This is a genomic window from uncultured Streptococcus sp. (assembly GCF_963536705.1).
GTDB lineage: Bacteria > Bacillota > Bacilli > Lactobacillales > Streptococcaceae > Streptococcus.
In genome coordinates, this window is record NZ_CAUTAP010000013.1 from 35,399 (window position 1) to 61,673 (window position 26,275).

Annotated in this window: 23 protein-coding genes; 2 read left to right on the plus strand and 21 right to left on the minus strand. The window is 44.6% G+C overall.

Features of this window, described 5'->3' with window-relative positions; translation table 11 throughout:
* Positions 1-172: 172 nt before the first annotated feature.
* Together tkt and ulaG are read right to left on the minus strand one after the other, a co-directional pair.
* Complete coding sequence (gene tkt, locus RWX26_RS08225) at positions 173-2,149, minus strand: transketolase (RefSeq protein ID WP_314580738.1); 1,977 nt, start codon at positions 2,147-2,149, stop codon at positions 173-175.
* A gap of 304 nt (positions 2,150-2,453) precedes the next feature.
* Complete coding sequence (gene ulaG / locus RWX26_RS08230) at positions 2,454-3,545, minus strand: L-ascorbate 6-phosphate lactonase (RefSeq protein WP_223323617.1); 1,092 nt, start codon at positions 3,543-3,545, stop codon at positions 2,454-2,456.
* Between the two features lie 308 nt (positions 3,546-3,853).
* Between ulaG and tnpA the strand changes: the two genes are divergently transcribed.
* Positions 3,854-4,318 (plus strand): IS200/IS605 family transposase, encoded by a 465-nt coding sequence (gene tnpA, locus RWX26_RS08235; protein ID WP_125407605.1) that lies wholly within the window; start codon positions 3,854-3,856, stop codon positions 4,316-4,318.
* A 98-nt stretch (positions 4,319-4,416) separates the two neighbouring features.
* Here tnpA and RWX26_RS08240 read toward each other — a convergent pair whose 3' ends face one another.
* Positions 4,417-4,764, minus strand: a complete 348-nt coding sequence (locus RWX26_RS08240; RefSeq protein ID WP_223323794.1) for a CPBP family intramembrane glutamic endopeptidase — start codon at positions 4,762-4,764, stop codon at positions 4,417-4,419.
* A 480-nt stretch (positions 4,765-5,244) separates the two neighbouring features.
* A complete protein-coding gene (locus RWX26_RS08245) occupies positions 5,245-6,906 on the minus strand; it encodes a transcription antiterminator (RefSeq protein WP_223323619.1) in 1,662 nt (553 codons plus the stop codon).
* 141 nt (positions 6,907-7,047) lie between these two features.
* On the opposite strand from RWX26_RS08245, the gene RWX26_RS08250 reads away from it, so the two are divergent.
* A complete protein-coding gene (locus tag RWX26_RS08250) occupies positions 7,048-7,638 on the plus strand; it encodes a sugar O-acetyltransferase (RefSeq protein ID WP_268689105.1) in 591 nt (196 codons plus the stop codon).
* Positions 7,639-7,666: 28 nt separating this feature from the next.
* On the opposite strand, the gene RWX26_RS08255 is transcribed toward RWX26_RS08250, so the two are convergent.
* The 17 genes from RWX26_RS08255 to RWX26_RS08335 all read right to left on the minus strand — a co-directional run bounded on the left by RWX26_RS08255 (position 7,667) and on the right by RWX26_RS08335 (position 26,259).
* Positions 7,667-8,410 (minus strand): sugar phosphate isomerase/epimerase, encoded by a 744-nt coding sequence (locus RWX26_RS08255; protein WP_004193500.1) that lies wholly within the window; start codon positions 8,408-8,410, stop codon positions 7,667-7,669.
* A gap of 9 nt (positions 8,411-8,419) precedes the next feature.
* Positions 8,420-9,943, minus strand: a complete 1,524-nt coding sequence (locus tag RWX26_RS08260) for an FGGY-family carbohydrate kinase (RefSeq protein ID WP_125407594.1) — start codon at positions 9,941-9,943, stop codon at positions 8,420-8,422.
* 75 nt (positions 9,944-10,018) lie between these two features.
* A complete protein-coding gene (locus tag RWX26_RS08265; protein ID WP_268689106.1) occupies positions 10,019-11,008 on the minus strand; it encodes an amidohydrolase family protein in 990 nt (329 codons plus the stop codon).
* A gap of 33 nt (positions 11,009-11,041) precedes the next feature.
* Positions 11,042-12,493, minus strand: a complete 1,452-nt coding sequence (locus RWX26_RS08270; protein ID WP_011837544.1) for a PTS galactitol transporter subunit IIC — start codon at positions 12,491-12,493, stop codon at positions 11,042-11,044.
* Between the two features lie 23 nt (positions 12,494-12,516).
* On the minus strand, positions 12,517-13,473 hold the full coding sequence (locus RWX26_RS08275) for a 2-hydroxyacid dehydrogenase family protein (protein ID WP_314580753.1): 957 nt from the start codon (positions 13,471-13,473) through the stop codon (positions 12,517-12,519).
* The gene (locus tag RWX26_RS08280) at positions 13,466-14,497 is read right to left on the minus strand and encodes a hypothetical protein (protein ID WP_011837545.1); all 1,032 of its coding nucleotides are present in this window, start codon (positions 14,495-14,497) and stop codon (positions 13,466-13,468) included. Before RWX26_RS08280 ends, RWX26_RS08275 begins: the two co-directional genes overlap by 8 nt.
* A gap of 245 nt (positions 14,498-14,742) precedes the next feature.
* On the minus strand, positions 14,743-15,726 hold the full coding sequence (locus tag RWX26_RS08285) for a LacI family DNA-binding transcriptional regulator (protein ID WP_004193510.1): 984 nt from the start codon (positions 15,724-15,726) through the stop codon (positions 14,743-14,745).
* 108 nt (positions 15,727-15,834) lie between these two features.
* Positions 15,835-16,545 carry an L-ribulose-5-phosphate 4-epimerase gene (locus tag RWX26_RS08290; protein ID WP_004193512.1) on the minus strand — a complete coding sequence of 237 codons (711 nt, stop codon included), beginning with the start codon at positions 16,543-16,545 and terminating at the stop codon, positions 15,835-15,837.
* Positions 16,545-17,408 (minus strand): L-ribulose-5-phosphate 3-epimerase, encoded by an 864-nt coding sequence (locus tag RWX26_RS08295; RefSeq protein ID WP_004193514.1) that lies wholly within the window; start codon positions 17,406-17,408, stop codon positions 16,545-16,547. Before RWX26_RS08295 ends, RWX26_RS08290 begins: the two co-directional genes overlap by 1 nt.
* 3 nt (positions 17,409-17,411) lie before the next feature.
* Positions 17,412-18,077 (minus strand): 3-keto-L-gulonate-6-phosphate decarboxylase UlaD, encoded by a 666-nt coding sequence (locus RWX26_RS08300; RefSeq protein WP_002927959.1) that lies wholly within the window; start codon positions 18,075-18,077, stop codon positions 17,412-17,414.
* Positions 18,078-18,130: 53 nt separating this feature from the next.
* A complete protein-coding gene (locus RWX26_RS08305; RefSeq protein WP_032907732.1) occupies positions 18,131-18,616 on the minus strand; it encodes a PTS sugar transporter subunit IIA in 486 nt (161 codons plus the stop codon).
* Positions 18,617-18,765: 149 nt separating this feature from the next.
* Positions 18,766-19,044 carry a PTS sugar transporter subunit IIB gene (locus RWX26_RS08310; RefSeq protein WP_002899074.1) on the minus strand — a complete coding sequence of 93 codons (279 nt, stop codon included), beginning with the start codon at positions 19,042-19,044 and terminating at the stop codon, positions 18,766-18,768.
* A gap of 40 nt (positions 19,045-19,084) precedes the next feature.
* On the minus strand, positions 19,085-20,542 hold the full coding sequence (locus tag RWX26_RS08315; protein WP_268699421.1) for a PTS ascorbate transporter subunit IIC: 1,458 nt from the start codon (positions 20,540-20,542) through the stop codon (positions 19,085-19,087).
* A gap of 349 nt (positions 20,543-20,891) precedes the next feature.
* Positions 20,892-21,149: a hypothetical protein gene (locus tag RWX26_RS08320; RefSeq protein WP_002893837.1), complete on the minus strand. Its 258-nt coding sequence runs from the start codon at positions 21,147-21,149 to the stop codon at positions 20,892-20,894.
* Between the two features lie 287 nt (positions 21,150-21,436).
* Positions 21,437-21,907 carry a CPBP family intramembrane glutamic endopeptidase gene (locus RWX26_RS08325; RefSeq protein ID WP_268689189.1) on the minus strand — a complete coding sequence of 157 codons (471 nt, stop codon included), beginning with the start codon at positions 21,905-21,907 and terminating at the stop codon, positions 21,437-21,439.
* Between the two features lie 583 nt (positions 21,908-22,490).
* Positions 22,491-24,629 (minus strand): ATP-dependent Clp protease ATP-binding subunit, encoded by a 2,139-nt coding sequence (locus RWX26_RS08330; RefSeq protein WP_314580768.1) that lies wholly within the window; start codon positions 24,627-24,629, stop codon positions 22,491-22,493.
* Positions 24,630-25,107: 478 nt separating this feature from the next.
* A complete protein-coding gene (locus tag RWX26_RS08335) occupies positions 25,108-26,259 on the minus strand; it encodes an iron-containing alcohol dehydrogenase (RefSeq protein ID WP_125340330.1) in 1,152 nt (383 codons plus the stop codon).
* Positions 26,260-26,275 lie beyond the last annotated feature (16 nt).

Genomic DNA, 26,275 nt, shown 5'->3' on the forward strand with positions numbered 1-26,275 from the left:
TTCTCCTTCGAATGTCATATATGAACTACTATAGCAGATTTCCCTTATTTTTACAAGACGATTCTGACTTTTCAAGTAAAGTCCGTCTCAAGTCGGATGAAGCATGACTGGCCTAACCACATTTTTTAAAAAGCAAAAATCAGGATGACTAACACCCTGATTTTATGTCTTTTTATTTAAGATTTTTAACAACTTCTGCTACGTGTTCAACTGTAAAGCCGTATTCTTCCAGAACCTTGCCTGCCGGAGCAGATGCACCAAACTGGTCGATTCCGATAACTGCACCGTCCAGACCGACATACTTGTACCAAGGCTGGCTAGCTGCCATCTCGATTGCTACGCGGCGACGAACTGCATTTGGAAGAATTTCTTCTTTGTAGGCTGCATCTTGAGCATCAAAAAGCTCTGTTGATGGCACGCTGACCACACGAATTTTAGCGCCTTCTGCTGCAAGTGCTTTAGCAGCTGCAACAGCCAAATTAACCTCAGAACCAGAAGCCAGCAAGATGGTATCGAAATCTGCTCCTGTTTCGTAAACCACATAAGCTCCTTTAGCTACCTTGTCAAAGTTTGTGCCTTCTTCTACTGTCAGATTTTGACGGGTCAAGACCAGAGCAGTCGGTGTGGATTGACTCTTAAGGGCCAGGTACCAAGCTGCCTGAGTTTCACACGCATCTGCTGGGCGGAAAACAGTCAGATTTGGAATAGCACGCAGACCAGCCAAGTGCTCAATCGGCTCATGAGTTGGGCCGTCTTCACCAACTGCAATAGAATCGTGTGTGAAGACATAAGTCACTGGCAAGCCTTGAAGGGCAGACAAACGGACAGCTGCCTTGACATAGTCTGAGAAGACGAAGAAGGTACCACCGTAAACGCGAAGACCACCATGAAGCGCCATACCGTTAAGAATTGTTCCCATAGCAAACTCGCGCACACCAAATTGGATGTTGCGGTTGAGACGGTGGACGTCGTCCTGCAGGCCATCTTCCTTGATATAGGTCATATTGGAATGAGCCAAGTCAGCAGAACCGCCGAGGAAAGTCGGAAGGACCTTAGCTGCCGCATTGAGGGCATCCTGACTAGAATTACGGGTCGCTTGAGAGAAGCCATTTTCAAGTACTGGGAAGTCTTCTGGTTTGATTTCTACTGGATCCTGACCAGCAATGATAGCTGTTACTTCAGCTGCTAATTCTGGATGGGCTTGCTTGTAGTCCTCTACTAGCTGCTTCCATGCATTATAAGCTGCTGCACCGCGCTCCGCTACATTTGTACGGTAGTCTGCATAGACTTCCTCAGGAATCTCAAATGGCGCATACTCCCAACCCAAGGCTTTACGAGTAGCTGCCGCTTCTTCTGCTCCCAGAGGCGCACCGTGCACTGCATTCGTTCCTTGCTTGTTTGGAGAACCGTAACCGATAACCGTCTTGACTTCAATCAAAGATGGTTTGCCGGAAGCTTTAGCTTCATTGATGGCTGCATCAATCGCTGCAAGGTCTGTTCCATCTTCTACCAAGGCAGTATGCCAACCATATGCTTCATAGCGGGCACGAACATCTTCTGTAAAGGAATCCTTAGTCTCTCCATCTAGGTTGATATCATTTGAATCATAGAGAACAACCAGCTTGTCCAGCTTTTGCAGCCCAGCATAAGAAGCAGCTTCAGCTGAAACCCCCTCCATCAAATCACCATCACCACAGATGACATAAGTGTAATGGTCGAAAATTGGATAGCCTTCACGATTATACTTAGCAGCTAAGAAACGTTCTGCCTGAGCAAATCCAGTAGCTGTAGAAATACCCTGTCCCAGTGGACCAGTAGTGGCATCGACACCAGCTGTGTGGCCAAACTCTGGGTGACCTGGTGTCTTAGAACCCCATTGGCGGAAGTTTTTGATTTCCTCCATGCTGACATCTTTAAAGCCAGACAGATGAAGCAAGGCATAAAGCAGCATAGAGCCATGTCCTGCAGATAGGACGAAGCGATCGCGGTTAATCCAGTTTGGCTCTTCTGGATTGATACGCAATTGTTTAGTAAACAAGTCATAAGCCATCGGTGCAGCACCCATGACTACGCCAGGGTGACCTGACTTAGACTTTTCAATCGCGTCAATCCCTAAAAAGCGAATGGCATTAACTGATAATTGTGACATTGGATTCTCCTTATTTTTACTAAAATCTGTCCTGACATCAGAACAGGATAAACAATGGTCGTAGAAACGATAAAAATTGTCTCATATCTATTATAAGAAAATTATCCCTATATCGCAAGATAGGGATAATCTCATCGGATACTTTCTGAAGCCTTTATCCATTTGAACTTTTGCTTCATCAAGTAGAAAAACATTTTATAATCAATGAAAATCTAAGGGTAAGGGCAAACTTGAAAGCTAGCCAAGGACTGAATTTGAAAACAGCATGGCAGGGCTGACAAGGTTTAAAGATTTTCAAAGAATATTAAAGGAGGGCTTTAAATTGAATATTGGACTCTTGCTCGAAACAGTCATCAAAGCCACGAGGATGGTGGTATTCGATTCTATCTTTGTCCAGAGGATAGGTATACTTGCCGCCCACTTCCCAGATGAATGGATGGAACTGATATTGAAGGCGCTCTTTGCGCATCTTCCACAAGGCTAAAATCTCATCCGTTGAAGCCATAAAGTTGGACCAGATATCATAGTGAACTGGGATGATGACCTTGGCCTGCAGGTTTTCAGCCATACGCAGTAAGTCGATAGACGTCATCTTGTCCTGAATACCGACAGGATTGTCACCATAGTTATTGATAGCTACATCAATCTGGAAGTCCTTACCGTGCTTGGCAAAGTAGTTAGAGAAGTGAGAGTCTGCACCGTGATAGATGGTTCCGCCTGGTGTTTCAAAGACATAGTTAACTGCCTTGCGTGCCATTTCTTCATCGGTCACAGCCAGTCCCGCCAGTTCCCCATCTTGAGCTTCAGCACCTTCGACTGGCAGAGTCACCAGACAGGTACGGTCAAATGATTCAACAGCTGTCACCTTGATGTCCTTAAACTCAAAGCTTTCACCTGGCTTGATTACCATGATGCGTTCTTCAGGCACACCCCATTTTTTCCAAATTTCGCCACACTCATAAGGTCCGACAAACTTAACATGGTCCAAGTTAGGATTGTTGACAATAGCCGCTGCGGTATTGATGTCAATGTGATCGCTATGGAAATGAGAAACTAAATAATAATCTAGTTCATTGATAGCAAAAGGATCGATAACCATCGGCTGCACGCGCAGATTGGGCTGCAGCTTGCGGACACCAGCCATATTGGCCATCTGATGGCCTCTGACCATATCTTTAACCTTCTTGGTTGATTTTCCTCGGTTAGACCACAGATCCATGACGACATTGGCACCGCCCGGCGTCTTAATCCAGACACCGCAGTTGCCCAGCCACCACATGGCAAAATTGCCTTCTGGCACTACTTCTTCTTCAATTTCTTCATTGAGCCAAGTGCCCCATTCTGGAAAAGTTGACAAAATCCAAGATTCTCTGGTAATGTCTTTCACGTTTGGCATAGTCCATTCCTCCTCAAAAATTGATTGATTTCTATGCTTCTAGTATAGTCCGCCTCAAGGGATAAAAAAAGACCAAATAAAACACAGGTCTGTGTTCAAGATTGGACTTTATTTTTTGATAAAAACACCCGCGAGTTTGGACTTGCGGGTGTGGTTTAATTTGTGACTTTCAGTCTGTCTCGCTCCGCTAGGTGCGAGACAAATAAACCACCCGCTATGCGGGTGCGCCTCGAAGGTTATACCAAAAAAACTCCAAACGCGATACAATAAAGGTGTTCAAGCCCATTGTGAAGCGAAAGGAGAAAAATATGGTGCAAAAGGCACATAGTTTATCACACACAAAGTGGATGTGTAAATATCACATTGTGTTTACACCTAAGTATAGACGAAAAGTCATCTATAATCAATATCGAAACAGTTTGGGTGAAATATTCCACCGATTATGTAGTTATAAAGGTGTTGAAATTATCGAGGGTCACTTAATGCCAGATCATGTACATATGTTGGTAAGTATTCCACCGAGGATAAGTGTTTCTAGTTTTATGGGGTATTTAAAAGGTAAAAGTGCTCTCATGATGTTTGATAAGCACGCCAATCTAAAATATAAGTTTGGGAACCGACATTTTTGGGCGGAAGGCTATTACGTGAGTACAGTAGGACTTAATGAAGCCACAATTAAGAAATATATCCAAGAGCAGGAAAAGCATGATATAGCGTTGGATAAATTGAGTGTAAAAGAATATGAGGATCCCTTTAGGGATAGTGGTAAGTAATGCAAACACCTCTTTGAGAGGTTTGTGACAAGTCAAGAGCAATGAGGCTTGAACAAAGTGAAAGCCAGCGTCTTTAGGCGCTGGCTGGTGATGTGGGCTTATAGCCCTAGGACAAACCACCCGTTAGACGGGTGGTTATGATTGAGAATATTCAAATAGATGAAACTCCAAATCTCACTCCAATGATTAGCTGTATTCCAAAAAATATGGAAAGTCAAAGGGTAGTAAATGGACTTGGTGTAGCGAAAAATAAAATCTATCACAGCACCAGCCATTGCATAAAAGAAAAAATCAATCCAAGACCAAGGAAAGCCTATAATGTGAAAAATACCAAAGGCTGCTGCCGAAACAAGAACATCCAAGAAATATTGGGAATTCCTGAAATAACTGGTCATAATAGCTCCACGAAAAACCAACTCCTCACGAACAGGGCTCAAAATAGACATCACGAACAAGTGACTGCCTCATACAAATGTGCTAGGATGCGCATATCTAATATCATCTAAGCCTTGTTGATTTGTCGTAACGTAATTAGGAAACCATTGCCAATACTGCTCGTTAAAATACTGAAGGAAATAATAAAGTCCCACTGTTACTAGAATATAAGACAGTTTTATTTTAGAAAATTTAAAGATAGATTTATCACCCCAGCGCCAAATAGCAAAAATTGAACAGACAATCGTAATTAGCAAAGCAGACAAATAAATCGTCATTTCCAAATCGCTGTAGACTTTTACTTTCCTACCGTTTAAAAAAACTTCAACCCACACGGTTGTTAACATTTTTACTAGAAAAAGTAAAATAATTGGATAGATATATTGGATGATTTTTCTTTTCATATGCAAAATAAAATAACAGATTTTTCAGAAAATTAAAACACAAGTCCTCGAAATGTACATTTTTGTCCTTGAACTGGTAAAATCAGGCTAATTTCCAGTCAAAATCTGCTTTTCGACCAGGTTTTCGATTTGGTACTGGAGTTCCTTGGCTTCTTCGCTATTGGCAAGATAATGCGCCAAGAGCCGCTCTAGCTCACTTCTGAAATCGCTGTGCTGACTGGCTGTCAGGCGATACTTGATAAAGCGGTTGAGCTTGACCACGTCTTCATAGTCAAAAATAGGATTGACCTGCACCAGCGGAAATCTACTGCTAAGCCCGTCGCTGGTCACAATCAGCAAATCCACTTCCAACAGGTCTTCCACGCTCTTAAATTGCTCACTGGTAAAGACCGCGCGGATATAGTCATGCGGAAAATAATACTGGCACTGCTTGAGCAAGAGGCGCTGGACTGCCACCCCCTCATCGCAGACAATATAAATCTGCTTGACCTCCTTGGGCCTCGTCGCCTGCGGCTTCAAAGCACCACCTAGGTGCATAGCCAAGTAGGCAATCTCGTCTCGCGTCAGCGAAATGAGCCAGGCCTCCTCCAAAATCCCCACGCTCTGCTCGGTATAGTGATAAAGCTCAGGATACTTTTGCAGAATGTGCCGCGTCAGCGGATTTTTGGACAAAATGCCGTAAGTCTTGCGGAACAAAAGCGCCTTACAGTGGGTCATGAGATTGCGAATCAGGTCGTCACGATTTTCCAGCTCATAGGGAGAATGCGCTTCAAAATCCCAGATGAAATTGTCAATGGCCAGCTGCAAATCCGCGAAATCTTCACTAGTTGCATGTAAATCCTGGTCTTTTCGATAAGAAAGCAACAAAACCGCAATCCAAGACAGCTCAATCTCATCCAAATGCAAGCCCAATTTTTCGTCCAGCAAAGTCTGAAGCTTCTTAGCCGTGCTGTATTCCACGCGCTTACGAATAAGAGAAAACTCGCGGTACAAATCGTCCCTCTCCTGCTCGCTCAAGGTCATATTACGGTAGGACAGCAGCAGATAAGGCAGAACCTTGAGCATAAACTCGATTTCATAGCGATTGATTTTCTTGCCCAAGTCCTGCTCGATAAAATGCACCTGCTGGTTGAGAAAAATTTGTAATTCCTCGGACAGCAGCACATCTTCCTGCACAAACTGCTTGATTTTACTTCCCAAAATCCGCATAAAACCGCTATTGCCCTCAGAAAAAATCGTGGTCAACAGAGCGTGAACGTACTGGACTTTATTGAGCGGGTGGCATTTGAGAACATAGCCCTGCGACTTGGTTGTAATGAGACTAACCTGATACTGCTCGACCGTCAGCTGGCTACGAATGGTGTTGAGGTCGTTGAGCACTGTATTACGCGACACCTCGGTCAAATCCATGAGCTTTTCAATCGTCACGCGCTCTTTCAAGACGCAGATAAAGAGAATCATCAGCTGCATGCGCTCTTCCATACTCATGACATAGCTGTGAGCATCCACGCTTTCAAGCAAGGCTTCACAAGCCTCTCGTTGTTCCGCTGTCAAAACCAGTCCGACCCGCGGCTGGCTGACAATCTTGTCCACTCCTTGAGGCAAAGCGTCGTTTATTTTTTCTAAATGATAATAAATTTTGCGGCGCGATTGCCCTGTGGCACGAGAAATCGCCATAATTGTTTCAGGCTCTGTCAACTGCAAAAGATAGTTGAGCAAGACAGAGCTGCTTTTATCTAAATAAATCATTTGCTTTTCTTTCCTTTAAACTTCCTTTCTAGTATATCAGAACCGCTTACAAAATTGAAAGATGAAGGATTTTTCAGCTACTTGGAAAGTCTTGTTTCCCACTCCCTTGCATGTTATAATAAAAGAAAAAAGGAGCTCTCCATGAATCTTGAAGAACAACAGCAGCATATTCTTTCGGGTGCCATGTACAATGACTTGACTCCCGAGTTGGTCGAAGCACGCGAAAAAACGGTCTTTCTGACCAACCGCTACAATGCCAGTTTTGGACAGCCTGCTAGCGAGCGGCAGGCTATTTTAAAAGAAGTGCTTAAATCCGTCGGAAAAAATGCCCATTTTGAGCCGACTTTTCGTTGTGAGTTCGGCTACAATATCAGCATCGGGGACAATTTTTATGCAAATTTTGACTGTGTTATGCTGGACGGCGGCGGTATTGAGATTGGTGACAATGTCCTTTTTGGACCGCGCGTCGGACTCTACACGTCCAATCATGCTCTGGATGCTTGGGAGCGTAGTCAGGGGGCTTGCTATGCCAAGCCGATTAAGATTGGCGACAATGTCTGGCTAGGTGCTGGCGTTCATGTCAATCAAGGTGTGACGATTGGAGACAATAGTGTCATTGGCTCAGGGAGCGTCGTGACCAAGGACATCCCAGCTAATGTTGTGGCGGCTGGCGTTCCTTGCCGCGTCATTCGACCAATCACTGACCAAGACAAAAGCAATTATCAACCATAAAACTGAGGTAGGTGAACCTACCTCAGTTTTATTTTTCCAGCAGCCGCGCGATGTCTGCTTCTAAGTTTTCCAAGGAAGTCGGATATTCTAGGGCAAGATAGCGCACATGGCTAAAGCGCTTCATGAGGCTAGGAGCATCTAACTCACCCTCAAATAAACTAGCAATCTCCACTTGACCATTTACATGACGGTAATTTTTGCAGTGGAGGTAATCGGTAACTTCTGCCAAGCTAGCAAAAGCCTGCTCTATATCTTCTCCCAGCCAAGCCCAGTTGCCAAGGTCAAAGACGAAAGCAATAGGCAGGTCTGCTGCGCTGACCTTGTTCATCATCAAACGGCAATTCTTGATACTGGCATAAAGAGAGTCTTGGTTATTTTCCAGCTTAAGTCCGACAGATGATTGAAAACTAGGCGCCAACTCTGCCAAAGAAGCCACCGAAATCTGACCGGCATCGCCCGTGTTTAATTTGACAAAGGGAGCGCCCAAGAGCTCCGCTTCCTGCCGCAAAGTCTTAAGTTTCGGATTGACCCTATCTCCTATGACAAAATCCTCATTGACACTGTAAAAGAGCGACAGCCCTAGCTGGTCGGCTTTTTTTCTGATGTTTTTTAACTCTACATCAATATCCCCTAAAAACTCTCGCCGAATTTCAACCCTTGAAAGTCCTAGCTCTTTGACGCTTTCTAGCAAATCTTCTTGCTTGACTCCCCTGTCTAATTCTTCCTTAAAAGCAATCGTGTTGATAATCAATTCTTCTCGCTTTATTTTCATCCTAACCCTCTATTCTAATGTCGTCCGTAGCTGACAAAGCTCTGCCCAAGCAGGCTCCATGGCTGCAAGCAAACTTTGGTAAACGCGATATTTCCTTTGGTAAAGCTCATGTTCCTTAGCCTGAGGCTCAAAGCGCTCCTTGACCCGAACCATTTTTTCGACAGCTTCTTCTAGGCTCAAATCATCCACCGCTTGCAAGCAAGCAATGGCGCCGCCCAGACCCCCCAATTCTGGCGCTTCAACCGTCTCTACTGGGATATTTAAAATATCAGCGAACATCTGCATCCAAGCTGGCGAATTTGTCGCACCGCCTGACAAGCGCAAAGCGCGCGGTCTTTGCTCAACCGTCGCTAGCAAATCATCGATATGCTGCTTGTGCGCATAGACAATCCCCTCATAAACCGCCCGAATCATCTCTGACTTGCTGGACTGGGTTGTCAGACCAAAGAAACAAGCCTCAGCAGCTCTGCCGATATTGTTGCCATAAAGAAAAGGGAAAAAGAGAATCTTGCTGTAAGAAGCGTCCGTCTCCTGCAAAAACACTTCCAGTACATCGTAAATAGAGGAATTTGAAGCCTTGAGATGTTGGATTTCCTCCATCATCAGCATTTTTATCATAGCATCCAAATTGCCCGCCGAAGTTGGGCTGCCTGCCTCTATCAAAAAATCGCGATTGGGAAAATAAGAGTGCATCAAGCCGCTATCTTGGCTGACTGCCGTCTTGCTGGGATAAGTATTGATATTCCAAGTGCCTGAAATCACGCTAAAAGTGCTGGCGTCTAAGACGCCAGAGCCGATTGCGCAAGCATCAATATCAAAGAGCCCACCAACCACAGGCGTTCCTGCAAGAAGTCCCGTTGCTGCGGCAGCTTCTTGGGTCAAGCCACCAACAAGCTCTGCATAGTCCACTTGGGGTGCCAAAAGCTCGTACATTTCTTCAATACCAAAGAAAGCCGTAATTCTTTTGTCGTAAGTGCCCGTCTGGAAGTTAATCCAGTGATTGCCCGAAGCATCTCCTATCTCTTGCTGAATACGCCCAGTCAGCTTGAAGCGGACATAGTCCTTGGCCGACAGAATTGCCCCAATATTCTGGTAAATCTCTGGTTCATACTCTTTGAACCAGCGAAGCAAAACGGGATTTTGCACGGCAGCAACATGCTGGTGCGTCAAGTCCCAGATTTCGTCTAGCCGTTCCTCAAATTCTTGAGCCAGCTCGACCGCTCGCTCATCTGTAGACAAGATACCGCGCGTAAATTCCTGACCGTTTTTGTCCAGCAGATAGAGGCCTTTCCCATGACCAATACAGGCAAGAGCGCTGATGTCTTCTGCCTTAAGCTGGGCATTTTTGACAGCTTGCCTCATAGCCTGACGAATCCCCTGCCAGGTCTCTTTCAAATCCACTTCGCGATAGCCTGCTTTTTCCTCAATCTTCTTGGTACTAAAAGCAGACTGCCCTAATTGTCGCCCTTCTTCATCAAATACGATTGCCTTGGTATTGGTGCCCCCATAATCGATACTTAAAAAATATTTCATTTTTCTCCTCCGATTTCAAGTATAAAAGAAGCTGAGATTGCCTCACAGCTTCTTTATGAACAAGCACATGCGGCTTTAGTACAAGCCTAATTCCTTAGTCGCTGCATCAACCGCTTCACGGTTTGCTTGAACAGCCGACGGCTTAAAGTAAACGCGCTCTGCATTATTGTAGAGGACATCTTCTAGCTCTTCTGGCGTGAAAATATCCACGTGCTCCAGCCAAGTTGCCAACTCTTCATAAGTGTTAAAAGTAGCTGACCAAGGCGAATCTGTGCCCCAGATGATGCGCTTCGCTCCCAGCACTTCCTTAGCAATCCGAACATTCTTTTCAGATTTAGGGAATGGGAAAGTATCTGGACGGTCAATATCTTGGATAGCAGAAATATCTGTGTAGATGTTTGGTAAATCTTTCCACATGTTGAGTTCCGCCCGCAGACGATTTGGTGTATCTGCATGCGGGAATGACAAATGGCAGACAACAAAGTCAAGGCTTGGGTGCAAACGAGCAAGATTGGCAATAGCATCCGGCTGGTGGCTGATTTGGTCAAAGTTGCCATAGTCCACAGTGATAACGAAGCCTGGATAATCCAGCAAGTAGCTCAAAATCAAGCTGACATGCGGGTCGCTGTCCAAGCGGAAAGGCGTCTTTTGTCCACGATAGCCGTGGATACCACCACCTTGGCTGATTTCAAATTTGAGTGCTCTAAAGCCCAGCTCTTCTACATGACGGCGAACAATCTGCATAGCATTTTCAGCAAATGGATCCACCGAAAATGCGCCTGTAAAGCGGTCTGGGTAGCGCTTAATCGCCAGATGAGTATAGTAGTTTTGATAGCCATTCAAGTGTCCTTGCAAAATCACCGCTTTCTCAATATCATTGGCATCCATGTACTTCAAGAAAGCCTCTGCTGTAAAGTCCTTGTCGCCATAGCCGTCTGGAATGAGCTTAATCAATTCGCCGTCGTCCCAAATGGCATAGCCATTGCCCAGAGCATTCAGTCTGCCCTTGCCGTTAAAACCAGCAATGGTATTTAAAATATGTGCATGTCCGTCAATTTTCTTCATGATACAGTCCTCCAAATTCAAATCTGTCATTCATTAGTCTTCGCTAATCATAATCTTTTCTTTACTTCCTTCAAAGCCACTATTTTTATCTGCCATTTTCCGCAAATAAGCGTAGATAGACTCGCGTTTTGTCCGTAGGAAGAAAAGAGACACTAGGTAAACAGCAATCGTCACGCCAATCCAAAGCGGATTGCCCGAAATCCAAGCAAAGAAGACGAGAGCCGTCAAAGGGTGAGCCAAAAGATTGAAACTCATAATCAAGACCACTCCTGCTGGCAAGACCGCTCCATATTGCTGCACAGCTTCCGTATAAATTGGACCGAGGGCGCTGGCCGCATAAAGTCCCAGTGAAAACCAAACGATTCCGTTTAGGATCGCCTTGAGGATATTTCCTTTTGATACGGCAATCATGGCTTCAATCATAAAGGGAATAGCAATCAAGTCAACGACTGGAAGCGCGCGGTTGCCCGGCAAAATCAAGGAAATCAAGACCATGATTGGCACCAGAATGAGCCCCGCAATGATAGTGGCAGGTTCACCAAAACCAACTCCGTCATCCACTGCGATAAACCAGCGTTTCTTGTCTGCCAGTCCGTCTTCTTCTTCGCTTTCTTTTTTCTTGTTCTTTTCGACCGCTTCAGCCAGAGGTCCGAAAGCGCTTGCAAAGACGCCTGTAATCAAGGGGAAAATGGTCATAACGGCTGCAAGTGACATGGCAAAACCTAGAATGCCACCCCAGACTTCCAAACTCGCCAGATTTTTCAAGCTACCGAGAATCCCGATAATCATCCCCAGCAAGAAACCGAGAGTCATGGGTTCTCCGAAAATTCCCAGCTTGGTTTTCAGCGATTCTGGATTGAGTTTGACCTTGTTAATACCGATAAGGTTCCACAGCGGATCCAATACTAAGGCTGGAATCAAGGTTTCGATATTGTGAATAGAGTTGATTGTTGCATTTTTGACTCCGTAGTATTCTGACCAGCGCTCTGCTACCACTTCTGACATAATCAGTGAGTAAAGAAGGACAAAGACCATGAAAGCAAAGGAGAGGATAAAGTTTCCTGTTGCCGCATAAGCCATGGTTCCCCAAATCATGTAACCGAAGTTATTCCAGAGATTGGACGGTACAAAGACCCGCGTAATCCCAAAAAGGAAAAGAAGCAACTCAATCAGCAGACCAAAAACGAAGAAGGACAGACCAATTGAAGAAGAGAAGGCAGTCAGAGAACCCGTTTGCCAACCGATGTCAACGATAGGCAAATTGAGCCCTGCCGTGTCAACCATTTGCTGGATGTACTTGGTTACCAGCGGTGTAAAAGCAGAGATGACCCAGCCAAATCCTGTCAAACCAACCCCCGCGCGCAGGGCACTGAAAAAAGCGCGCTTGGGACTGACTTTCAAGAACAGACTAACAATAAAAATCATTACTGGTACAACGATTGTTGCACCAAAAACATCGAAAAATTTTTGTAAGGCTTCTAGCATAGTTTTACCCTTTTTCCTTTATTTTATTTGTTTACGACATTGACAGGGTTCCCTTCGAAGAAGGAAAGAATATTCGCTGCGGCTTCTGCTGCCAAGGTACGGCGACCTTCAATCGTTCCCGTTCCTGCATGCGGCGCCATGATAACATTGTCCAAAGCGCGAAGCTCTTCAGAAACTTCTGGCTCAAACTCAAAGACATCCAAACCAGCTCCCGCTATCTCTCCAGTTTTAAGCGCTTCAATCAAGTCTTCTTCAGACACAATCGGACCACGCGCTGCATTGATTAGATAGCTTCTGTTCTTCATTTTCTTGAACACTTCTTTGTTAAATTTGTGGTGAGTGGACGGTAGAGACGGAGCATGAATGGTAATGACATCAGCCTTCTCAACCAAATCATCAAATTCCACATAGCTAACGCCCAATTCTTTTTCCCTCTCCTCTGGCAATCGATAGAGGTCGTGATAGAGCACTTTCATCCCAAAAGCCTTGGCGAAGCCAGCCACAGTTGAACCAATACGCCCCATACCGTAGATACCAAGCGTTGCGCCCTCAAGTGTCAGCCCTTGATAGCGTCTTTCGCTCGGGTCAATCCAGTTTCCTGTACGGACAATCTTGTCATAGAAGGCTAAACGTTTGGTAGCGGCTAAGAGAAGGGCAAAAGTCATTTCAGCTGTCGGTACCCGCACAGCTTGCGGCGAATTGGAGACCACAATCCCTTTTTGTTTGGCGTATTCGATGTCCACATGGTCAAAACCAACCGCATTAAGAGAGATGATTTGCAAGTTTTTCCCCGCATCGATCATTTCCTTGTCCCCTTTTTGCCCCATTAAGAGCCAAGCGTCGTACTCAGGCAAGTGTTCCAGCACATAGTCGCGTGAAAACGACTCCCCGTCTGAGTAGGTCACATCGTACTTTTCCATTAGCTTGACCAAGCCTTCCTTAGGCACAATTCCCGTCACAAGAACTTTCTTCTTAGGCATTCTTTTCCTCCTTTTGTAGTTCGTAAAGAGCAACTGTATTTTTCCCATTATTCGCCGAAAAGATATAGGATTTTCCAGCTTTTTCAAAAGCCAAACAGTTGCTAGAAGCAACTTCTGGAGCAATCATGTGTTCCAGAAAACGTCCATTTTCATAGGTAAAAGCAAGCAAGTGCTTCTTCCCTGAGCGCCAGCCAAAGACAAAGGTTGGCTGACCGAGTAAAGTCCCCGACCAGATAGCGTGCCCAAAAGGCGTCGCTTCTGGATAGGCAAATAATTCCTCCTTAAAATCTTCTGACAAAATTCGCAAGCTATCGCCATGGAAAGCCTGGATAATCATATTTTCCAGACGACCGTCACCGTCCATGTCCAACTGCACAATATCGCTCGTTTCTTCATCAAAGAGCTGGGTCAAAGTCCAGTCAGACGCACCCTGCGGATAGTCCAAACGATAAATCCCTTCCACCGCTGTGATAAGCGAGTAATGCTCCGCGTGAACAGGATAGTAACCGTGATTTTTCTTGAGCCGAAGTGGCAATTCTTCTACATTTGTCAGCTGCCTTACCTGTTTATCAAAATGACCGACAAAAATTTTCCCGTCATCCGACCAGTCCTCGACAAACTGCTTGGAATTGGCAATCGTACAACCGATAAAAAGAATAGCTCCACGCTCATTGTCAACTAAATCAAAGCGATGCAGATAAGGAAAAGCCCCCACTTCCGTGATTGTCCACTTGCCCTCGCCCTCGAACTGTCCGTGAACAATCCAGCAATCCTTAGCATCAAAACCGGGATAAAAGCGCTGGGTTGCCAAGAAATCCAGCGTCCCTGGCACTTGGATAATGGACATGGTGCCACCAACCTCGCTCCAAACCACCGTCCTTGCGAAATCGCGATTGACATCATAGGCCAAGCAGGCATTTTCGGTCTCCGAAGCCACCAAAAGATAGTCGTTAGCGCTATCGGTCAACCTTGCAACGGCATAGCAGGCATCCAAGGGGTCGCTTAATATTGTTTTACTATTCACTAGGTCTCCTTTCTAGACGAGCAATCAACCTTTCACTGCGAAATTATTTTCAAACTCTGGGCGAAGCGGTTAACTTATTTTCAAAAAATAAAAGTGAACTACGTTTCCCTTATAAAATAATGCTTTAATTTATGGTTAACCGTTTCACTTTTCTACTGTTATAGTATACACTATTCTCTTTAGAGTTGCAAGCGGTTTCAAAAAATATTTTAAAAAAAGTATCCACTCGCGCGAATACTTCATTTCTAAAAAGAGCTTCTAAGAACTGTAAAGCTAGGAACTACAAGGAGTTGAGCAGGTTCCGCCGCTAGCTCTCCTCTTAATTTTTTGATTAGATGTTCTGCTGCCACTTGACCAATTTTATAAGAATCTTGGCGAATACAGGACACATTCGGATTTAAAACCTCCATCCATTCCAAATCCTCGTAGGAACCCAGACCAAAATCACGGGGATAGCTGTAGTCGGTCTTGTTCAAGATTTTCATAAAATCAAGCAGGGCTGGGCCGTTCATGGTGAAAAAAGCGATTTTTTCTTGCCTTTGCTCAATCAACTGAAGAATTTTTTGAGCTGTCCCGTCTTGTCCCAAAACCAAAAGTTTCTCTGGGTCAGCCGAAACCTCTTCTTTAAAGCCCTGATAACGCATTTCCCGCGTCGAAATCCCCTCAATCGGAAAGGTGACAAAGTAAATGTCTTCATAGCCTGCCTTCTTCATTTCTGCCAGAAAAGCCTTGGTCGAGTTACGATTATTAGATACAACCGTGTCCAGCGTCACTTCTCTCGATTGCCTGTCCACTAGAACCGTCCGCTTCTTACTCAGCTTTTGAATCAGGAGCGAATTGGCATCCACCGTATCGAGAATAATCCCTGAGACATTCTGCTGCTGAAGCCGCTCGATATTTTCCTGCTCAATCAGCTGGTCATTGTCCGAATTGGTAAAGTTAACCGTGTAGCCGTATTTCTTGCAAGTGTCATGAATCCCTTTGATAACTGAGGAAATGAAGGGGTTGGTGATATCCGCAATCACAACGCCAATCGTCTTGGTGTCTCTGGTCACCAAACTCTGCGCCATTTTGTTGGGTTGATAGCCCGTTTCTTCAATGGCCAGCCGGATTTTCTCCCTCGTCTCCAAAGACATTTTCCGCATATTTCCATTTAAGTAATAGGAAATCGTCGCCTTGGACACCCCAACCAAGCTAGCAATATCATTGATTGTTACTTTTTTTGTCATTTTGTTCTTTCTAACTCATCAAATTGCATTTATTATACCACTTTAAAAATCAAGATGCCACTTAAAACCAACACAAAAAAGCAATCCCTGGGACTGCTCTTTGTTTTTTTAATGACTAGCGCCTTTTTGCCCATAGTAAGCGTTCGGTCCGTGTTTGCGGAGGTAGTGCTTGTCCATGAGGTATTTTGGTGCTTCTTTGACATCGGGTTTGATTTGCTCGGTGAAGCGCGCCATTTTGGCAACTTCTTCCAAGACAACGCTGTGGTAAACCGCAGCTTCTGGCGTCTTGCCCCAAGTAAAGGGACCGTGGTTGCGCACAGTGACACCTGGCACTGCCATGGGGTCAATGTCGCGCTCGCGGAAGGTTTCAATAATCACGGTGCCTGTTTCTTTTTCGTAGGCCGTGTTGATTTCGCTTTCTGTCAATGAACGTGCCGCTGGAATGGGACCGTAGAAATAATCCGCATGCGTCGTTCCGTAAAATGGAATATCGCGCCCAGCCTGTGCCCAGCCAACCGCTTCCGTTGAGTGCGTGTGAACAACGCCACCGACTTTTGGGAAAGCCTTGTAGAGCTCCACGTGGGTAGCCAAGTCAGATGACGGATTGAGGTCGCCTTCAACGATATTGCCATCCAAGTCGACCACAACCATATTTTCCGGACTGAGCTTATCGTAGTCCACACCGCTCGGTTTGATGACAATCAAGCCCGCTTCGCGGTCCACCGCAGAGACATTTCCCCAAGTAAACTTAACCAAGCCATGTTTTGGTAGGTCACAATTAGCCTTGTAAACGCGCTCTCTTAATTCTGGTAACAGCATTAGTTTAACCCCGCTTTCTCAATGAGTGGATAAAGGAAATCTTGGGCTTCTTTGATAGCCGCCTTGGTTTCCTCTACCGTTGGACAATTTTCAGACCACATTTCAATCAAAAATGGCCCTTGATAATTGGTTTCTTTTAAAATTCTGAAAGTATCTTCCCAGTTGACACAACCTTGACCAAAAGGCACATCGCGGAATTGCCCCTTGGACTGCTCGGTCACGGCATAGGTATCTTTCAAATGCAGGGCTGCAATGGCTTGATGGCCCAGCAGAAACTCGCTGTAAAGGTCATTGTGCCAAGCAGAGACATTGCCCGTATCCGGATAGACAAAGAGATAAGGCGAATTGATTTCTTTCGCGACAGCCAGATATTTCTCAATGCTGTTGATAAAAGGATCATCCATAATCTCAATCGCCAGCATGACCTGAGCCTGCTCCGCCCAATCACAAGCTTGACGGAGGTTTTTCAGGAAGCGAGCACGAGTTGCAGGAGATTTCTCCTCATAATAAACATCGTAGCCTGCTAGCTGAATGACCCGTACTCCCAAGTCCTGAGCCAACTCGATACATTGCTTCATGGTTTCCAGCGACTTGGCTTCGAGGGCTGGATCGTTTGATCCTAGTGGATAGCGGCGGTGCCCAGAAAAGCAGATAGTCGGAATGCGGACACCCGTTTCATAAACGGCCTTGACCACTTCAAAGCGTTCTTCCTTACTCCATTCCAAGCGCGCTAAGCGAGCATCGCTTTCATCCACCGACATTTCAACAAAGTCAAAGCCTAGTTCTTTGGCAAAAGCTAAACGCTCGCTCCAAGAAAAATGCTTGGGTGTTGCCTTTTCATAAATTCCAATTGGACGTGCCATGGCCTACCCCCAAATTCGCTTGATTTCATCTTTAAAGGCCCGCGCAGCAGCAGCTGGATCTTCAGCTTCAGTAATACCGCGTCCAGCAATGAAGGTGAAGACATCAACTCCTTCAAAGAGTTTGAGCGTATCAATATTCAGACCGCCTGTCACTGATACGCGGAAGCCCATCTCAATCAGTTTCTTGACTTTATTAAGATCCTTTTCTCCCCAAGTTTCCCCAGCCAAAAGAGCATCGCGGGATTGATGGTAAATGGCCTGCGAAATACCGGCATCCAGCCAAGTCTGAGCTTGTTCATAAGTCCAGTCTCCGTAGAGTTCGACCTGAATTTCCCCACGTTGGCCGCGCTCTTCCTGAATAGCTTTCAAGGCTGCCTTCATGGTTGGAATGGTTGCTGAGCAGATACAGGTCATCCAGTCTGCGCCGCGTACCGCATTGTTCTTAGCTACCGTTCCGCCGGCATCCGCACACTTGGTGTCAGCTACGATGACTTTCTCTGGAAAAAGACTGCGGAGCACTTCGACGAGCTCGCTTCCCACTTGCAGGAGACAAACCGTTCCTGCCTCAATCACATCCACTTCATGACCGACAGAGACAGCAGCCTTGATAGCTCCCTGCAAATCTGAATGGTCCAACGCCACCTGTAAATTTGGAATCTGTTTTGACATCTTTTTACCTCATTTCTTAGTTTCAGTTGCAATCAATTATCTCTAAGCATGCATTAGGAATCTAAATCCAGACCCTGCAAGTAAGGGCTGTCCTTGGATTCCTCTATCAGAGCCAGCACTTCTTCTTCTGATTGGCAAGCCTTGAGGCGCTCAATGGAATTTTCCAACTCAAACAGAGCAATAATCTGCGGAATGGCCACGCTGGTATGAATCTTGGAACTGGTAGCCGCCAAAGAAAGCAGAATACTAACCTCCTTGCCATCTGAAAAAGTGACTGGTTCTGTCAGTGTAATCAGGGAGAAGGCGTCGCGATTAACCCCTGCTTCTGGTCTGGCATGAGGCATAGCCATGCCTGGCATGAGAATGTAATAAGGTCCATATTCTTCTGTCGACTCGACGATGGCATCGTAGTACTGAGGCTGAACAGCTCCGCTCTCAATCAAGGGCTCTACTGATAGCTTGACTGCTTCCTGCCAAGTCTCGGCTGAAAGACCTAAACGAATGGATTTGTTGTCTGTCAATGCTTGTTTTAAATTCATTTCTCTTCCTTTCATTAGATACAAGGGGCATCTTCAATACTTTCCAGAATTTTAGCCCCTGCGCAATCTCACAATAGACAATAATAGGAAGGTGGGGCAGCCTAACCACCCTACCCTAACTGAGAACCCATCTTCATAGATAGAAATTCTTACAATACCTGACTTAATTTTTCAGTGATTTCCTTATCATCCATCAGGTTGTCCAAGCCGATTAATTTCCCATTGGTGCGGCCTTCCAATTCATTGATTAAATGCAGAGAAGCAATCACGATATCGTAGCCTGAAGCTAAACTTTTAGCCTCCCCGACACTGCAGGAGTTGACTGTGAAGTCTGTCTGTCCCAAATTACGCAGCGCATTTTCCACTTTCATTTTAATCACCATAGATGATCCCATGCCGTTTCCGCATGCTGTTAATACTTTAACCATTTTAGTTTCCTCCGAAATCTTATTTTATAATCATAGAAGTTTAGTCTTCTGCCTGTACCTGACCTTGATAGTAGGCTTCCTTATCCTTAGCTCTAGCGAATTGCAGCTGAGGAATGAGCAAGAAGAAGAAGCAAACCAGAGCATAACCGATAATACCCAGATATTTGAAGATGTAGCCAAAGCCTAACCACGGAATTTCAAAGTCGATATTACCGTGATATCCGCCATAAGAAGCCAAGCCTAGCAGAGCCACACAGAGAGCACCAAGGGCTACCTGCAGCACACCTGAAATAAATGATAGGACAAGGGCTGCTTTCCAGCCACCACGTTTATCGGCATAGACTGCAATCGCTGCATTGTCAAAGAAGACAGGAACGAAACCAGTGATAATCAGGATTGGATTTTTGAAAACAATCAATAGTACAATGGTAATCAGCTGGCCAACCAAACCAAAGGCAAAGCCAGAAAGAACGGCATTTGGTGAGCCAAATCCATAAGACGCTGCCACATCCACCGCAGGGAAGGAACCTGGCAAGAGCTTGCTTGAAATACCTTGAAAGGCATTAGTCAGTTCTGATACGAACATGCGCACCCCTTGCATGAGGATGAAGAGATAGACAGAGAAAGTAAAGGCTGTCTGCATGATATACATATAGAAGTCTTGCTTAGCAGGGTCAAATGGTGTACCAGTCGTGATAACTTCTTTGTTGGCCATAACATCTGGTCCCAAGACTAAGAGAATAGCACCGAAGAAAACTAGCATCAAAGTTGCAGAAGCAACGACTGTATCATGGAAGATAGACAGGAACTTAGGCAGCTTCAGATTGTCCAGATTTTCTTCTTTTTTACCAAAGAAAGGCGCAACCTTATCAACGAACCAGATGGCAAATTGCTGCTGGTGACCGATGGCGAAACCACCACCGCCAGTCAAGCGCTGAGTCGCTTCGACAGTCATATTGGAACTGACAGCCCAGTAGAGACCACAGATGAGGCCGATAGCCAAGGTTCCCCAGCTATTGCGCAGCTGCGGTACCAGCAAGAGCACCATCAATGATACAGTAGCAGCCTGCTGAACCATGATGTGACCAGTGATGAAGAGAGTCCGAATCTTAGTGACCTTACGGAAAGCTACTAGTAGGATGTTGAAGCCAAAGCCAATCAAGAGCGCTGTTGTAGCTGTTCCGACAAAGTTTGGAAACTCTTCCGCAATCTTTGTATTCGCCGCTGTCAATCCAAAGTAAGGATCAATGACCGCCGCCCCGATTTTGAACTTAAAGTTCAGGGCTGCCAGAATTGGCCGGAAAGTATTCACCAGACCGGCTGCTCCGGCATTAAGAATCAAATAGCCGACTGTTGCTTTAATGAAGCCAGCGAACACATCGTGGGCTGGTTTCTTAAGCAGTGCATAACCGATTAGCACCAAAAGGCCGACGAAGAAAGCTGGATTTTGCAGAATGTTCTGCGAGAACCAATTTAGAATATTAAGAAGGATATTCATGGTAACTCCCCTTTATTTTTCTTATTCTTATAGATTTATTATAAATCTTGAAAACGGTAACAAAAAGACCAAGAATTACACAAGTGACTGTTCACTCTTGGACTGTCAAAAAAATCTGCCCATAAGGACAGAAAAAAGTAAGAAAGTGAGCATTGCTGCTCTTAAGTTCAATTGAGCTTCAAACTTGTTCCATTAAGTTTTAGCGGAACCTAGACTTCGCTTGCGCTCAGTCTGCATCAATGCCTCTAAATTCGACTGCGCCCACGGCTTGTCTCATTAAGAGGCATAGAAAAACCCAGCTATCCAAATGGTTAGCTGGGTTAGGGTTGAGCTACATCATAGTTTTAGACTATCCTGCGGCCTTTTGATGAATAGTGATGCCATATTTTTCATGGTTTTCTTCATACCAATTAATTAAGGCCATCGCAGTTTGATAAGTAATGTTCTTAATTTTGCTGGTTCCTTTAGTTAAGGTCAGGATACTCATCTTGCTGATGTTTGCATCCGTCGCAATTCGATAACTAGTTAAGGTTCCATTAACTAACAACTGAACAACAGCCTCGACTTTCCTATAGTCGGGCATGGTTGTAATATCCAACTTTTTCATAATTAAATCCTCTCCTAAAATTTAATTTACTAATCCATTATACACTTTTTTCTGACATTTACATATATAAAAACTTGAAAATGTACAAAAAAATTAGAACACAAGTCATTAAAATGTCAACTTTTCCCACTTTTATAGACTTATGAGAGCCTTTTACCTCTATTAAGGTAGAAAAAAGAATTAACATTATCGTCTTTTATTACTCTGTTAGCTCGCCTTTCTATACTCCTGTTTTTTTCTCCATTTCCGTATAGCTAGGCCGACGAGTAGATAAAGAATAGTCGGAATCATCCCCACTGATAGCGAGAAGAGGAAAGCTTGATTTTTTCCACAGTGACAAATCCTAGTAATAGTAAAGGATTTATAACCGCATCCTCCATAGTGTGCATAATTACTAGCGGCCATACTGACTTAGTAATTCTAAAAATCTCTGTATACATAACCGTCCAGCATGCAACAGTTATCATCCCGATAAGGAAGAATGTAAGCCTCCCAACTGGTAAGGTATTTTGGATTTCTCTCTCAGACAGAAGCTTCATAATGTAAGGCAGATGCCAAATCCACCAGATAAAACCAACAAGTAGATATAGTTTTAAGTCAGATAATTTTAATTTGATTAATTGATTGGTAAGATATGCCCTCCAAACGGATTCTTCAAAAATATTTTTTATGAATTGAGTCCCTATCTGTGTGAGCAAGATTCCAAGATAGGCCATGAACTCAACCTTCACATCTGTCACTCTGATGCCTTGTGTCATCAGTCCCAAGAGTATCACTATCATCATAACAAGAGGGTAGACTAAAAAATTAACAAGGTATAATTTTTTGTTATTTTTAAAATGAATGGAAAACCCTGCCTATTTCCAGCCGTCTCTGCCAAAGCTTCGAAGAAAGATGGTACAGGTTAACGTAGTTACCAGCCAAATCAGCATCCCTAAAGAGCCACTTCCTATCTCTGTTTCTATATTTTCGTAATGAGCCTGACCGGTTAATTTATCAACAACATAACCAACCCAGCCGCTTAGAGTGCTGAGAGTAGCAAAGATAATGACATTGTGTTTAAGTGTAGTTATGGACTGTTTCATAGCAATCTGCTTTCGTCAAAAATTATTCATCTCTCTTGTTTTAAATCCTTCTGCATAAAGCTGATCCCCCTGATAGGCTAATATACTGGCTTTATAAAGTTGCTTGCTTTTAGGTTCTATTAAGGAGAGTCAAGTTGAGATGTTGGGATAGATACTAATTTATTCACAGAAAGTAATTTGTAATTCCTACTTAACAAAAAAGACCTGCCTTCATCTAAGAAGGAGGTCTTTGAAAAGTTAGTTGACTTAGTAAGCTTTATTCTGCCTGCTTGTCTTCTTCAGATGCGGCAGCACCCTTTTCCTTGATAACCAAGACACCATCTTCCAAATCGGCCGTCAAGTGCTTAGCATCTAGATTATCCAAGTGGAAGTCAGTCACCTTGTCACGAATTTGCTGCTCGATGACACGACGGAGCGGACGAACACCCATGACTTGGTCATAACCAGCATCGCGCAGGAATTCTTTTGCTGAATCGGATACAGCCAGATCAATTTCTTTCTTGCTCAAGGTTTGATTTACTTCGATCAGCATGAGGTTAACAATCTCCATCAAATCTTCTTTCTTGAGATGAGAGAACTCAATAACTGCGTTGAAACGATTGAGGAATTCTGGACGGAAATAAGCTTTGAGTCGGTCCATCAGATCAGGCTTTTCTGCATCCTCTTCCAAGCCTGCTTCGTAGCCAAATCCGGCATTGGAAGTCGCAATAATAACCGTATTCTTGAAGTTGACTGTATTCCCTTGACCATCTGTCAAACGACCGTCATCCAGAACTTGAAGGAGAAGGGTAATCACTTGTGGATCCGCCTTTTCAATCTCATCCAAGAGAATGATAGAGTAAGGATTGCGGCGCACGCGCTCAGTCAAGGTATTGCTGTTATCATCATAGCCGACATAGCCCGCAGTGGTACCAATCAGCTTGGAAACGGCAGTCCGGTCGGAGTATTCTGACATATCCAGACGGATAATCGCTTCCTTGGTACCGAACATATCCAGAGCCAGTTGCTTAGCCAGCTCAGTCTTGCCGACACCTGTCGGACCAACAAAGAGGAAGCTTCCGATTGGACGGTTGCCTTCATCAAAGCCTGCACGGTTTCGGCGGATAGCCCTAGCCACAGCTTCTACAGCCTTGGCTTGACCAATAACCTTGGCTTTGAGACGGTCATTCATGCCCTTGAGGCGCTCAATGTCGCTGGCTCCCATTTGAGATACCGGCACTCCCGTCATCCGCTCAACAGACTCTGCTACATCATTGACCGTAGCCGTCACCTTCATATCCTCGGTGTGGTTTTGAATTTTCTTTTCAAGCTCTTCAATGCGAGTCTTGGCATTCAGAGCTGCTTCATAATCTTCTTTTTCAACAGCTGCTTCCTGCTTGTCTTTTTGCTCAGCAATCTCATGTTCAACCGCATGAACATCGGTAACTGGATGCTGGGCTGCCAGGTGGGCAGCAGTCACGTCGACCAGGTCAATCGCCTTGTCTGGCAGGCTCCGTTGTGGAATATACTGAACAGAGTAGTCCACAGCCGCTTTCAGCACTTCATCCGGCAGGATGACATTGTGGTGCTTTTCATACAAATCCCGAATGCCTCGAAGGATCTGATAGGTATCTTCGGCAGACGGAGCATTGACTTTGACTTCATTGAAACGACGAGCCAGAGCTGCATTTTTGAGAATGGTGTTACGGTACTCGTCCTGTGTAGTAGCCCCGATGACGGTCAGCTCACCCCGAGAAAGTGCTGGTTTGAGAATATCAGCCATGCCCTTAGAGCCGCTGTCTCCACCGATAGATCCTGCTCCTAGGATTTGATGGATTTCATCAAAGAAGAGGATAATGTTGCCGGCTTCCTTGACTTCATTGACTAAGTTTTGGATATTTTCTTCAAAGCTACCACGATATTGAGTACCAGCTTCCAGACCAGAAATATCAACAGAAATAATTTCCTTGTTCTTGATGGCTGCTGGCACATCACCATTGACGATAGCCTGAGCCAATCCTTCTACGACAGCTGTCTTACCAACTCCGGCATCTCCGACTAATACAGGATTATTCTTAGTCCGGCGGGAAAGGATTTCAGCAGTTTCTTGGATTTCCTTATTGCGCCCAATGACTGGATCTAACTTACCATCACGAGCTTCCTGAGTCAGATTGCGACCTAGCTTAGCCAGCATACCATCCTGCTTAGGTCCTTGAGCAGCAGTCTGGCTAGTCTGCTCACCTGCTCCTTGACCAGGGAGCTTGCCAGTAGCCCGGTACTGAGCAAACTCTTCCGGTGTGACCTCTCTACCATTAATCAAGTAGCGCCGGTGTTCGCTGTTGTAGCCACCCATGCGCCCCATGAGTTGGTTGAAAAGGTCGTCCATATTGTTAAAATTGTTGTAGTTGTTGTTCATAGCATTGCCTCACTTTTCTTCATTTTTCGCTTTACATAATTTTTATTTTTACCAAATTTCAGATAAGAAATCTCTTCCTTATCTACTATAAATATTCATTTGGGAGATTTTCTCCTATCTATTATTTTACATAACTTATTCGATTTCCAAAAATTAAAACTGAGTCAGTCTCTACTTTTATGAGTGAATCAAATCTCTTTCAGACGAAGATAATTTTACATAATTTATAATCCTCCCAAAAATAATTGCCTTCTGGCTGTATTCATACCTTCTGATTAAATTTACGTAAACTTTTTTGTTTACAGTTGTAATTTTATCATGACAGAATTTATTTGTCAATAGATTTTACATAATTTTTTAAAATAAATTTACAAATGTAATCAAAATTTTGGTTTAGGCTCTTTTCATTCCTATAAAACAAGCCCTGCAAGCTAGAGTCATGCAGAGCTTTGTTTGTTTCAGCAGAATTTTTTCGTTCTTAGAAGAGTTCTTTATAAAAAGCAATCGTTTCTTCTAGAGTCGGCATGAATGGATTGCCTGGCGCACAAGCATCAATCAAAGCGTTTTTAGATAGGTAGTCAAAGTCAAAGTCCTTTTCTTCGATACCAAGTTCAGTAAGTTTCTTCGGAATACCAACCGTTTCAGACAGTTTTTCGATTTCAGAAATGGCATAAGCTGCACATTCTTCGTCAGTCTTGCCTTCGATTTGCAGACCAAGGGCTTTGGCAACATTGCGGAAAGCTTCTGGTACCCGTTTCGCATTTTCACGCTCTACAACTGGCAGGAGCATGGCACAGCAGACACCATGCGGCAGATTATAAACTGCCCCTAGCTGGTGAGCCATAGAGTGAACATAACCTAGACCAGCATTGTTAAAGGACATACCGCCAAGGAAGATGGCATTCACCATGCCTTCACGCGCTTCAATATCATGGCCATTTGCAACCGCACGAGGTAGGTATTCCTTGATAAGTTCAATGGCTCCGATAGATAATTTCTTGGTTACACCGTAAGCTCCTGGTGTGACGAGAGCTTCGACCGCGTGAGTCAAAGCATCCATCCCTGTTGCTGCTGTGAGGGCGGCTGGTTTGGATACCATGAGTTCAGGGTCATTGACTGAGATCAGAGCCAAGCTATTCTTGTCCACCATAACCATCTTAACCTTGCGTTCTTCATCTGTGATGACATAGTTAATGGTAATTTCAGCTGAAGTTCCCGCTGTGGTATTGATTGCCACTACCGGCAGACCTTTCTTAGCAGACTTGTGCAAACCTTCGTAGTCTTGTGGTTTGCCACCATTTGTCGCAATTACTGAAATACAGCTAGCCGCATCCTGCGGTGAACCGCCGCCGACACTGATGATGAAGTCACAGTTGTGTTCCTTGAGAGCAGCTACACCATCCATGACATTCTTACAAGTCGGGTTTGGCTCAACATCGCTGAAGACCACATACTGGATGCCTTCTGCATCTAGTGGTGCTAGGATTTGTGGCAGGATATCGCTGCCTTCGATAAATTTATCCGTCACCAGCAAGGCCTTGCTGTAACCCAGCTCCTTAACATAAGGACCAACTTCCTTGACAACCCCCTTGCCAATAAGATTGACAGCGGGTACGTAAAATGTAGACATATATTTTCTCCTTTTA